At 32.9% G+C, this 12,761-nt stretch carries 12 protein-coding genes; 11 read left to right on the top strand and 1 reads right to left on the bottom strand.

The window, feature by feature from the left end:
• Positions 1-47 precede the first annotated feature (47 nt).
• Together PBV87_RS04210 and PBV87_RS04205 are read left to right on the top strand one after the other, a co-directional pair.
• Positions 48-575: a DUF1949 domain-containing protein gene (locus PBV87_RS04210; RefSeq protein WP_053984259.1), complete on the top strand. Its 528-nt coding sequence runs from the start codon at positions 48-50 to the stop codon at positions 573-575.
• 10 nt (positions 576-585) lie between these two features.
• Positions 586-915, top strand: coding sequence for a hypothetical protein (locus PBV87_RS04205; protein ID WP_271011256.1), 330 nt, complete (start codon positions 586-588; stop codon positions 913-915).
• 66 nt (positions 916-981) lie between these two features.
• Here PBV87_RS04205 and PBV87_RS04200 read toward each other — a convergent pair whose 3' ends face one another.
• Complete coding sequence (locus tag PBV87_RS04200; RefSeq protein ID WP_271011255.1) at positions 982-1,335, bottom strand: hypothetical protein; 354 nt, start codon at positions 1,333-1,335, stop codon at positions 982-984.
• Between the two features lie 176 nt (positions 1,336-1,511).
• On the opposite strand from PBV87_RS04200, the gene PBV87_RS04195 reads away from it, so the two are divergent.
• From PBV87_RS04195 to PBV87_RS04155, 9 genes are all read left to right on the top strand, one after another.
• Entirely contained in the window at positions 1,512-1,952 is a 441-nt protein-coding gene (locus PBV87_RS04195; RefSeq protein ID WP_271011254.1) for a hypothetical protein, read from the top strand.
• Between the two features lie 14 nt (positions 1,953-1,966).
• Positions 1,967-2,398, top strand: coding sequence for a MarR family winged helix-turn-helix transcriptional regulator (locus tag PBV87_RS04190; RefSeq protein ID WP_053984255.1), 432 nt, complete (start codon positions 1,967-1,969; stop codon positions 2,396-2,398).
• A 2-nt stretch (positions 2,399-2,400) separates the two neighbouring features.
• Entirely contained in the window at positions 2,401-2,781 is a 381-nt protein-coding gene (locus tag PBV87_RS04185; protein WP_271011253.1) for an HsmA family protein, read from the top strand.
• A gap of 317 nt (positions 2,782-3,098) precedes the next feature.
• Positions 3,099-4,928 carry a glutamine--fructose-6-phosphate transaminase (isomerizing) gene (gene glmS, locus PBV87_RS04180; RefSeq protein ID WP_271011252.1) on the top strand — a complete coding sequence of 610 codons (1,830 nt, stop codon included), beginning with the start codon at positions 3,099-3,101 and terminating at the stop codon, positions 4,926-4,928.
• A 980-nt stretch (positions 4,929-5,908) separates the two neighbouring features.
• Positions 5,909-7,228 carry a helix-turn-helix domain-containing protein gene (locus tag PBV87_RS04175; RefSeq protein WP_271011251.1) on the top strand — a complete coding sequence of 440 codons (1,320 nt, stop codon included), beginning with the start codon at positions 5,909-5,911 and terminating at the stop codon, positions 7,226-7,228.
• 143 nt (positions 7,229-7,371) lie between these two features.
• Positions 7,372-8,841, top strand: coding sequence for a transporter permease (locus PBV87_RS04170; protein ID WP_271011250.1), 1,470 nt, complete (start codon positions 7,372-7,374; stop codon positions 8,839-8,841).
• A 52-nt stretch (positions 8,842-8,893) separates the two neighbouring features.
• Entirely contained in the window at positions 8,894-10,750 is a 1,857-nt protein-coding gene (locus PBV87_RS04165) for an aryl-sulfate sulfotransferase (RefSeq protein WP_053984250.1), read from the top strand.
• Positions 10,751-10,870: 120 nt separating this feature from the next.
• On the top strand, positions 10,871-11,587 hold the full coding sequence (locus tag PBV87_RS04160) for a phosphoribosyltransferase (RefSeq protein ID WP_053984249.1): 717 nt from the start codon (positions 10,871-10,873) through the stop codon (positions 11,585-11,587).
• A 173-nt stretch (positions 11,588-11,760) separates the two neighbouring features.
• On the top strand, positions 11,761-12,756 hold the full coding sequence (locus PBV87_RS04155; RefSeq protein WP_271011249.1) for a D-alanyl-D-alanine carboxypeptidase family protein: 996 nt from the start codon (positions 11,761-11,763) through the stop codon (positions 12,754-12,756).
• Positions 12,757-12,761 lie beyond the last annotated feature (5 nt).

Raw genomic sequence — 12,761 nt, 5'->3', positions numbered from 1 at the left:
GTATGGTTATAATAATGAGGACATTATAAAGACAAAAGGAGAGAGTGATGTTAACCATTGATAACTTTGTCATGGATACACTTAAACGACTAGAACAGTTAGAGCTTTTAAATTGTCTCGATATACGTTCTTATAAGAAGAATAGAAAGATTGTTATAGAGAAAATAGTAAGCGGATACAATTTGTATGAAGAAGGATTTCATGAAGAGATTTTTTATGACCTTTCTAAAGAAGAACTTAAGAAACTTCTAAAGATTATAGAAAAAAGAGAGTTTCCTAGAAGTAATAAGCTAAGGCTTTATGTACTTGAGTCTAAGGAGAGTAGTGTTGTACGTGCCAATTATAGGCAAGAGACTGAAGAAGAGGAAGAAGAATTAGAAAAGGTACTTTTAAAGTGTCCCTACAATATCCTAACGCCTATAAAAACTTTTGTAGAAGAGTTAGGGGTAGAAATTGTACGAATAGATTATCTAGATGAGGTAAGCATACATTTGTTGATGGATGAAGCGAGCCATCAACAACTCAAAGATTATATACAAGATGAGCAAAATGTAGTGCTTTATGGGTATTACTAGGAGGTAGAGTGTGTATCAAGTGACTATTGAAGAAAGCAGTATATTAGATAAATTTTTTAGACGTAATAAACCATTTGAAGAAAAGATAAAAAATGAGATTTATGAAAATATCAATAGGGTTATTGAAGAAAAAGCCTATAAGATTAAGACGGTAAAAGGTTATAAGTATGAAGGCAAGACTATTTATGAATATAAAATTCCCTTAAATAAAACTTTTGCGTGCAGAGTTGCTTATATTTTTCAAGAAGAAAAGATCATTGTATTTTTTATGTCCCTAACGATTATCAAAAGTGAATTTACTAAACTTATTGTAGGTGTACCAGGAGTAAGTAAAGTTTAATAAAGAAGCCCCTCTACTTAGGCGAAATCCCAAGTAGAGGAGCTTGCTTATTGAATGCAAGTGCATTTATTCTAAAATAAGTTTATCTTTTACTGTAATATCCCATGAGCCTACACTGCCAGAAGTAAGAAGTGAGCCCATTCTAAAATCACTGCTTAATTTGTCGCCTTTTCTAACATCGTCATAAAATTGTTGATCAACAGGAATAGCAATTTCAACTTTATTCATAGCATCTTTTACATGTTTACTAAGGTCAAAAGAAAGATGAGATTGTTTAACTTCAATTACAACAATATAACGACTGCCTTGACTTGTACTATAAAGCTTAGAAATATCTTTTGTAGAGATGGAGCTACTACACCCTATAAAGCTTAATAAAGTGACAAGGGCGATGCAACTTATTATTATAAATTTTTTCATAGGTACCTCCTAAAATAAGTTTATCATTTGGTGTGAATCTTACCAAAATTATATCACATGACAACCAACCTACCTATAGAAAGTAAATATAAAAGTTACTAGTTGACAAAAAGATGATAGAAGCATAAAATAGTAAAAGATAAATGGTTCGCATGCGAACCAATAGAGGTGAGAATATGAAAGAGTTTATGCCAAGATGTTCAAAAAGATCTTTATTCATTATTGCAGCAATGGTTTGGATGATGGCAGGTACAATGATTATGAAATTAGGCTATGAAGTTATTTTGAGTAAGCCAAATTGTTGGTTTATTTCAGGCGTTGTAGCACTCGGTGTATTTGGTATTTTCTTCAAGTTTATTTTTAGGAAGATGGCAATTAAACACCAAAGACGTATTGCTTCTTATGTAAAGGAAAAGGTGTGTGCTTTTGCATTTTTTGATAAAAAGGGTTATATAATCATGGCCTTTATGATGACATTAGGAATTGTTATTCGCTCTACAAGTTTTATTAATCCAATTTATTGGGCACCCTTTTATGTAGGTCTTGGAACGGCACTTTTTGGTGGCGGTGTATGCTTTATGATTGGTTGGTTAAAGTGGAATAAAATAAGTGAGTAATTTAAGGGGGAACTATGAGGGAAAAAGGGTTTGAGATGATTATGCTTATTAAAGAGATTTATTCAAGTATGAATTGTCAAATTGGTAGTAATATGCGAACAAGTGGATTAACGCCTCAACAGATTTTAGTGATTAAGTTAATTGCACATAATAAAGAAATGACTATATCTAATTTGTGTGAAGAACTTTCTTTAGCTAAAGGAACGGTATCGGGTATTGTAAGTAGATTAGAAGAGGCTGGTTACTTACAAAAAGAAAAAAAAGAGTCTGATAAGCGCAATACCTATATTACTTTTTCTGAAAAAGGAAAGGCTTTTGCACAAGAATTTAGAGGAAGTATGAACCATAGTTTCAATCAAGTTTTTGAACGCTTAACAGAAGAAGAAATAGAAGAAATTACAAGAGCATTAAGATTATTAAAGCATAAAATGAAAGAAGAGGAATAAAGATGGACTCAAGATTAATTTTTGCAATTATAACAATTACATTGGCACTTGTTTTTTATACAATAGGTGTATTTGGAGAAAGAAAGGCTGGCTCACTAGAGAAAAGGCATGTATTGATTTTCTGGCTAGGTTTAGTCTGTGATACCATTGGGACTTTGACTATGGGAGCCATTGCTAGAAGTAGTACACAAGTGGCATCACCAATACATGGGATTACAGGTTTTATTGCCATTGTATTGATGTTATTCCATGCAGGATGGGCAACTTGGGTACTTTATAAAGGTGATACAAATATGAAGCATTCTTTCCATAAATTTAGTATTGTTGTATGGGCAGTATGGCTTGTACCATACTTTATAGGAATGTTTATCGGTATGCAGTAGGTGAGGGGCTAGTTTAAGTTGAAGGATGACTTAAACTAGTTTTTTTTGATGTCGAAAAAATGCGGGTTTAAATATTTAGGCGCCAATAAGTATTGACTTGCATAAACTATTAGAGTATCCTAGTTCAAGTGGGGGAAAAAATGAATAAAGCGCCAGAACTTGAAGCGATCAAGTTGACGAGGACTAGAGTTATCGAAAATTCGGCGGATGCTCTAGAGGGATCACAACCTAACAAGATGACAAATCTATAAGGTGACTTAGAGGACAAAACATCTTGAGTGAGTTCCCCCTGATCAAAATAATCAGGAGGTACGAATATGTGTGGAATTGTTGGATTTTATGGAAAACACAGTGCAAAAGACATTATTTTAGAGGGGCTTAGCGCACTCGAGTACAGGGGATATGATTCATCAGGAATTGCTGTTATTGATGAACATGAGGACTTAAAGTGTATCAAAGAAAAAGGTAGACTTAAGGTTTTAGAAGAAACTGTACAAGAAAGTGGTTTAGATGGTCATATTGGTATTGGACATACAAGATGGGCGACTCATGGCGTGCCATCAAAAGAAAATGCCCATCCTCATCTTAATTCAGAAGGAACAATTGCAGTTGTACACAATGGTATCATTGAGAACTATTTAGAGCTTAAACATGAACTTATTGAAAAAGGTTATATCTTTGTTTCTGATACAGATACAGAAGTTGTAGCACACCTTATTGATTTATATGATGAAGGTGACTTTGAAAGTGCAGTGTATAAGACATTAGATAGACTTAAAGGAGCTTACGCTTTAGGTATTATTAGTAGTAAGTATCCAGATACTTTAATCGCCACAAGAAAAGAAAGTCCTTTAGTAGTTGGTGTAAAGGGCAATGAATATGTAATTGCTTCAGATATTCCAGCATTACTTGGTTTTACAAGAGACGTTTATTATATGGATAATAATGAAGTTATTATTGCACAAAAAGGACAGTTACGTATTCAAGATTTAGAAGGAAATGTAGTAAGTAAAACACTTACACATATTGACTGGGATACAGAAGCAGCATCTAAAAATGGATACAGCCATTTCATGATGAAAGAGATCTATGATCAACCAACAGCTATTCGTGAAACACTATGTAGACGTCTAGATGAAAAACGTCATATTCAATTAGACGACATTAAACTTCAAAAAGAAGATTTAGATGAACTAAATAAAATCTACATTGTTGCATGTGGAACTGCATACCATGCTGGTTTAGTAGGTAAATATGCAATTGAAAAATTAGCACGTATACCAGTAGAAGTTGATATTGCTTCAGAATTTAGATATAGTGATCCGTTTGTAGATGACAAGACACTTCTTATTGTTGTTTCACAATCAGGAGAAACAGCGGATACTTTAGCAGCTCTAAAAGAAGCAAAACGTAAAGGTGCAAGAGTACTTGCCATTACTAACGTAGTAGGTTCATCTGTAGCACGTGAAGCAGATGATTTATTCTACACTTGGGCAGGTCCTGAGATTGCTGTAGCTTCAACAAAAGCTTATACAGCTCAGCTTGTAGCATTCTATATGTTAGCATTACATTTTGCAAACACAAAAGGAACGATTACAGACCAAGAATATGTAGCTTATGTAGATGCTATTGAAGGCTTAGGGAACAAAGTGGAAGAAATTTTAAGCCAAAAAGAAACTATTGAAGCAGTAGCTAAAATACTTGTAGAGGCAACAAGTGCATTCTACCTTGGTCGTGGGTTAGACTATACAACAGCTATGGAAGCAGCACTTAAATTAAAAGAGATTTCATATCTTCATACAGAGGCCTTTGCAGCAGGTGAATTAAAACACGGTACAATAGCTCTTATTGAAGAAGGGACACCAGTCCTTGCTATTGTGACACAAGAGCGCCTAGCAGAAAAAATGATCTCTAATATGAAGGAAGTAAAAGCAAGAGGAGCCTATGTTATAGCAATTGCTAAAGAAGGCACACCACATATTGGGCATGTGGCAGATAAAATAATAGAAGTTCCAGCAGTATGCGATATTCTTATGCCTATTTTATCTGTTATTCCTACTCAGCTTTTAGCATACTATACTTCAACCCTTAAAGGTCTTGATGTAGATAAACCAAGAAACTTAGCAAAATCGGTAACAGTTGAATAGAGTAAGAAATGTATGATAGTGTATTATAATCTCGATGAGGTTTTACGCTAGTACGTTATAAAACAAAAAAGTGCACAAGATTATTTTATATAATTGTGCACTTTTTTGTTATTTAGCATTTTTATGTCAAATCTAGAAATTCACTTTCTTGATTTCGAAGAAGCGTTTTGAAAAAGACAACCTTTTTATTGTATATAATCTAAGAATTTATTTTGTAATGTTTATCAATTGTACCTATAGATTAAAAGTTATATACTCTATATATCAAGATACACAGCATTTAATTACAGGTTATCTAATATAAAAGTATAGAGAAGCTGCTATTCTAGATAAGTAGTAGAAACTATACCACTAAGAAGAAAGAGGAATATTTCTGCCTCCTCTCCCAGAAGCAAATCACTTTTTTCTTAGGTTCAGTGCTTTGACGGTGACAGCAAAGTAACTGATGAATATGGCTTTAAAAGGATTCAATCACCTAATCAAGTCAATAATGACTAGATGGTAATAGGTTTTAGTGAAACGGATAGTACGTCTTATGAGTTACAAATGGCCAGACGATTAATGGTGTAAAGTCATTGCGACCTCTTTCACCGGCAGGGTTACCAGGCGTTTAGTAAGAACGAGAATCGGCTAGGAAGAGGCACATCAATCTATTACATATAGAATAGTTGATGAGATTTCTACTATGAATTCTAATAAGGCTTGTCGCGTACAAAGCCAACTTAAGTTTGCCTATGATTTTGGAGAGGAAGGCAACTTAGGTTGGCTTTTGTTGCAATGGTATTTTAGAGAGGTATGGTAGTAGAGGCAGTAAAAGGGTAAATAGAGAATGTGTAAAAGGCATCATCTGTAATAGGATGATGCCTTTTGTTCATGACAGTATTTTATATAATAAAATCTTAATCTATGTTATGATATGATAATATAAACTATAATTAAAAAGTGTATAAAATTTTAAATTAGGCATAGATGGTGATAAGATGACAGAAAATCGAGTAAAATCAACAATGTTATATGTACAGACTATAAAACCTCACTTCTCTGAAAGCAATCTAGAAATTATTCTTGTTCTTAAAGGAAGTATTACTATTCAAAAAGTAGAACGTGTCGTAACAGTAAATGAAGGTGAATTTACATTAATTAATCGTTATATTGTACATAGTATTCAAAGTGAAGGGGCTTATATCTTATCTGCTAAAATACGTTTATCTGAGTTTAGGGATATCTTTGATAAGATGGAGTATGTAGAGTTTATGAATAATGATGAGCTATTAGATATTAATAGACCATTAAAAAATAGATTAAATAAGGTTGTTATGGATTTGTTAATCCGTCAATATTTGTATGAAAAGGATTTAGATAAGGCAGATCGAGTGGAGGAAAGAAAGCTAAATGAGCAACATCTTGTGCATATGTTATTTAGCTCTTATCAATTGATTTCTCATATGAAAGAGGAAGAGGAATATCCAACAGGGAAATTACAAGATAGGTATTATTGGATTGTAGAATATGTAATGAAGCATACAAATGAAAAGATAATGGTAGAGGATATTTTAAAGGAATTGTACATGAATGCTACTTATTTTTCTCAGTTCATGAAAAAAGTGGGTGGTGTTAATTTTAAAGATTTTGTACAGTACCGTAAGCTAATTATGATCCAAGGTTACATGCTAGATTATAGCTTGTGTATGACAGAAATTGCTAATTTAGTGGGAATTTATGATATGAAATCTTTTTATAGTCTTTTCAAAAGGTACTTTAAAAAGGCGCCTAAAACGTGGCGTGCAGAAAGTTGGCAATTAGAAGATGAGTATACCCGAGTATGTGATGAACAGGTTTTAGAGAAATTTATGGACAAGTATCATATTAAAGAACGTAAAGAAACGAGTAGTAGTAAATTATATAAGCACTTATTACAGATGAAACAGATGGAACCCCTTGATTTAGAGGGAACAGAAATTATACTTAATCCTTATTGTGATATGGGAGATCAATTTGATCCTTATTATCAAGTGTATAATTATTTTAATGAACTCATAGATGAGATTTATAAATCTAAAATTTCTTTGCATTTAGTCTATCCATATCGCTATTTAAGAGAACCAGAGCAAAAAGAATTATTTATTAATACAATGAAGTTATCCTCTCTAAAGTTAATGGGTGGGAAAATGAAAAAATTAAAGGTTTCATTTATGGTACAAACGCCAGAACAATTATTTGAAGCGAAAGAATTAAGACAAATAATAGATCAAGAAATAGGCAATTTAGCTATAAATGTAGCGATTAATATAGCACTATAAACAAAATAAGATGAATATGTACCAAAATCTTATAAGAGTTTTATGATAGAATCTAAAAAATTCCCATTATAAAAGATTAGAAAGGATTGTATAATAATTATATGATAATTTTTTAACAATTATAATCTGGAGGGAATAATAATATGAAAAAACAAGTCAAAGCATCCTATGTTAATTTTCTAATTGGTTTTGCAATTATGATTTTATTCCGCTTTATTCCATTGGGAGTATTGCCAAATGTAACTGAAATTGGATTACAGGTAATGGGCGTATTTATTGGTACGATCTACCTTTGGTCAACAGTAAATCCTACAGTTGCAAGTATTGCTAGTATATGTATGTTAGCAATGACTGATTTTGCACCTGCAGGAGGTGTATTAAGTACTTGCTTTGGAAATCCAACTGTTGTACAAATGTTCTTCTTAATGGTCTTCATGGGTGGATTAACAAATAGAAAACTTACTGTTTATATTGCACGTTGGATTATGACAAGAAAGTTTATAGAAGGAAAACCATGGGTATTTACATTAGTAATGATGCTAGGTACATATTTAATGTCTGTATTTATTGGCGCATTTGCACCAATCTTCTTATTCTGGCCAATTTTATATGGGGTATTTGAAGAGGTAGGTTATGAGAAAACAGATGAGTATCCAAAATTAATGGTAATTGGTGTTGTTATTTCTGCTTTAGCTGGTTTCCCAGTGCCACCATATATGTCAAATGGTTTAGCATTACTTGGAAACTATAGAGGTTTATTAGGTAACTTCCCAAGCTTAACAGAAGGCACTACAATCTCTGATGCAACTTACTTTATTGCTTGCTTTATTTTAGGTTTAGTGTTAGTTGTTACTTTTGTAGGTATTATGAAATTCATTTTTAGACCAGATGTAACACCTATGAAGAAAATGAGTATTGAGATGTTAGAAAGAAATCCATTACCAGCAATGTCTAAAGCACAAAAAACATATGGCATCTTCTTATGTATCTTTATTTTCTGCATGCTCATCCCAAGTTTATTACCAAATGTACCAGTATTAAGTTTTATCAATAAAAATTCCTTACTTGTACCAATCGTTTTAGTTTGTATCTTATCTTTAATTCAATTTGAAGATGGACCAGTATTACGTTTTGGTCCAGTAATGGGGCAAGATTTTGCTTGGCCTACATTCTTCCTTTGTACTTCAGCCATTTTAATTGGTGGTGTATTAACAAATGAAGCAACTGGTGTAACACCATTCTTAAATACTATACTTTCACCAATCTTTAATGGTATGTCAGGTACAGTATTTACTGTTGTACTGTTAGTATTAGTTGTGGTTTTAACAAATATCTGTAACTCTTTAGTAATTGGTATGATTATGCAACCAGTAGTATTAACTTATTGTGTAGCAGCAGGTGTTAGTCCAGCGCCAATTATTACTTTATTGATCTTTACAGTATTATTAACAGCAGCTTGTACACCAGCAGCATCTCCGTTTGCAGCCATGTTATTTGGAAATAAAGAATACTTAACAACAACAGAAGTATATAAGTATACAGTTGTTACAGTAGTAATAGAGTTACTTGTTATTTTAGTACTTGGTATACCATTCGTAAATCTATTCATGTAGAGCGGAAAATTAGATTTAACAATACTTAATAAAAGCGAAGGAGAGATTGATTATGGCAGTAGAATACAAAGAAATAGAACACTGGATTCCACTTCAAGCAAAAGCGGAAAAAGAAATGTTAGCAGAATTTGAGGCAGGAAACTATACGATAGAAAATCCTCTTGTAAAATACAATGCATATCTTATTAACCCATTATCAGCAGTTGTATTATTCCGTACAGAAAAAGAAGTAGCTGTTACAGTACGTGTTAAAGGTAAAACAAAAGCAGCTGATATGGTACATACTTTCCCAAAAGCAACAACTCATATTTTACCAGTATTAGGATTATACAGTGATTACAATAATACAGTAGAGATTACACCTTATAGAGGAAAAACAACAACGATTCAAATTGAAGTAGGTCATGTTGCAGATCAAAAGGTTATTGAATATGTACAAACTACACCAGAATACTTCCAAGACAATATTATGATTCTTTGTCCAGCAGGAACAGAAACAACTATGGGGATTGACTATGCTGGGGATATTCGTTGGTATTTAACAACACTTTGTGTATTTGACTTAAAACGTTTAAGAAATGGTAACTTCTTATTTGGTACAGATCGTTTGATTAAAATGCCATATTATATGTCTGGTTTATATGAAATGTCTCCAGTAGGAAAGATTTATAAAGAGTATCGTGTACCAGGTGCATATCATCATGATCAATTTGAAATGCCAGATGGTAACTTATTATGCTTAACAGAAGACTTAACAAGTGAAACAGTAGAAGATGTCTGTGTATTATTAGATAGAAATACAGGTGAAATCCTTAAAACTTGGGATTATAAAAAATTCTTAACACCAGGAGAAGGAAAAGGTTTATCATTCACAGACGAAGACTGGTTCCACAATAATGCAGTTTGGTATGATGAAAATACAAATTCATTAACATTCTCAGGACGTCATGTTGACGTAATGGTAAATATTGATTATGATAGTGGTGAGTTAAACTGGATTATTGGCGATCCAGAAACTTGGCCAGACCATATGCAAAAGTATTTCTTCAAACCAATCGGTAACAATTTTGAATGGCAATATGAGCAACATGCTTGTGTGATTACACCAAACGGAGATGTTATGTGTTTTGATAACCATCATAACTCCACAAAAGTAGAAGCAAAAAAAGTACCTGCATATAACAACTACTCTAGAGGTGTAAGATATAGAATTAATACAGAAGATATGACAATTGAGCAAGTATGGCAATATGGAAAAGAAAGAGGCGCAGAATTCTTCTCTCCATATATCTGTAATGTAGAATACTACAATGAAGGTCATTATTTAGTGCATTCAGGTGGTATTGCTTATGATAAAGATGGTGTGCCATCAGAAGCATTAGGTGCATTTGCTAAAATGACAGGTGGTTCTTTAAATTCTATTACAGTAGAATTAGTAAATGATACAAAGATGTATGAAATGAAAGCACATGGTAACTTCTACCGTGCTGAAAAACTTAAATTATACTGTGATGGTATTAATTTAGAAATGGGTGAAGGTACAATCTTAGGTTACTTAAGTGAAACAAAAGAGTTTGGTACAGGTATCCCAGCTGAAGCTTGTGGAGAAATGTTACCAGAGACTTGCAATGCAAGAGTAGAAGAGCAATTTGATATGTTTACATTCTTCTGCCGCTTCACAAAAGGTGATCTTGCAATGATGTTACTTGAGCAAGGAGATGAAGTACATAGATACTACATTTCTACAACAGCTGTCCCATCAAAAGCAATGTGCTGTGGTTCTTTCTTAGACACAGATGATCGTAATACTAGAACATGTGTAACTAAAACAGGTTTAAAAGGTACTTATGATATCCGTGTAATTATTGAGGATAAAAAATACGAAACAGGAATTCAAATTACTTGCTAGAGGTATTATAATAATATCATTCTTCCAAGTTAGAAACTGGTACAAAGCAGATTTAGAAGCGAAGAAGACTCTAAATCTGCTTTGCTTTAAGAAAAATTAAATAAGAAGAGGTGTTAAGCTATGCAAGAACAAGTCAAAATTTCATCAAAAAGTAATGCTGATTTAGTTTTAAAAGCCATTCCGGGACATTTCTCAAGTGATCGTTTCCATGTAAATTATTACATTGACATGACAACTTTAAAAATGCGTCAAAGAGAATCTAAATTAGTTGCTGAGGTAATGGCAGAACAATATGTGAAAAAAGTAAAATTAGATAAAGATATTATGGGTATGCAACCAGCTTGGGAATCAATGGTTAACCTTGGAGCGACTAAAACGCCTATTGATACAATTATTTGTATGGATGGTTGCGAAGTAATTGGTGCTTATTTAGCAGAAGAACTTAGTATAGGTGGTTTCCCATCTAATAATAAACATCATTCTTTCTATGTTATTACACCAGAATTTGATAAGAGTGGACAAATGGTTGTTAACAAAAATATCAAACCAATGATTCATGGGAAAAATGTATTAATCGTATTAGCAACAGCAATGAGCGGTAGAACTATTTCTAAAGCTATTGGAACAATCTTAGCATATGGTGGAAAAGTAACAGGTTTATCTGTTATTTTTGCAAATGTGGATGAGGTAGATGGTTATCCAGTACATGCAGTATTTACACGTGATGATTTACCAAACTTTAAATTATCAGATCCAAATGCATGCGAAGATTGTAAAGCAAAGAAACCTTTAGATGCTGTAGTAAATTCATATGGATTTAATTCTTTTGAAGACTAGAATTTAGCTTATAAAATGAGCTGTTACATTTAAAAGTGTAGCAGTTCTTTTTTTATGCTGAGCATTTTAATTTTGTGTAATATAAGTGGAAGTCATGTTGAAATTTAAGATTTTTTGTAATAAGCTATAAGTATAAAGACATTAAACTATACATATAGAACAAGAGGACAGCAATGAAAAAGAAATATTGGAGGATAGCGGTCATAGGACTTTTAGCGACTCAGCTATGTATGAATGTACAAGCTGTAGAGCCAAGTTTTGCGACTAGGCATAACCCGTATCACATATTAGTTAATAAGCAAAATCCAGTCAGTCGTGATTATGTTCCAAAAGACTTAGTCATGCCTAAAGTTAGGTTTAATACACCGGGCAACATAGAAAAAAATTATATGGAACGAGAAGCAGCTTATGCACTTGAAATGATGTTTCAAGATGCTAAAGCAAGTGGAGTCACCTTAATTGCAGTAAGTGGCTATAGAAGCTATGACTATCAAAACATGCTTTATACACGTGCTATTAAAAATTATGGTCCTAATCAAAAAGGGTCAGCTCCGCCTAATGAATCTGAGCACCGTACAGGATTGGCTATGGATATCACTGGGCTTAGTGGAGGAACAATACAGGAAAGTTTTGGTAACACAAAAGAAGGTAAGTGGCTAGCGGCTAATTGCTACAAATATGGTTATATTATTCGTTATCCAAAGAATAAGACAGATATTACAGGCATTATATATGAACCATGGCACGTACGCTATGTAGGAAAAGAACTTGCAACAAAATTACATACTAGTGGATTAACAATGGAAGAACTTACACGCTGTTGTTATGAAATTACTGAGATGAATATGGAGTTAGATGGGACAACAAGTATACAAAAAGTACCTATTATAAATGAAGATGGTGTGTTATATATAGGATTAAGAGAATTAGGCAATCGTATAGGTGGTACTGTTGAATATACATCAAGAACACAAATGAGTAGTTTAACCTATGGCAGACATTATTTAGTAGCAGGTGATAATTGGCTTAATGGGGGAGGAATAAAGACGCTAATGATTAACGAAAAACTTTATGTACCTCTTAGAAAGAGCTGTGAAATACTAGGACTTAGATTAGTAGACGTTGATTATAATGGGCAGAAACTATTTGTTCAAAATATAGAATACTAGGGAGG

The organism is Holtiella tumoricola (genome assembly GCF_027857615.1).
GTDB classification, from domain to species: Bacteria; Bacillota; Clostridia; order Lachnospirales; family Cellulosilyticaceae; genus Holtiella; species Holtiella tumoricola.
Note: the sequence above shows the minus strand (reverse complement) of the source record. Positions and strands in the feature narration are given on the sequence as shown.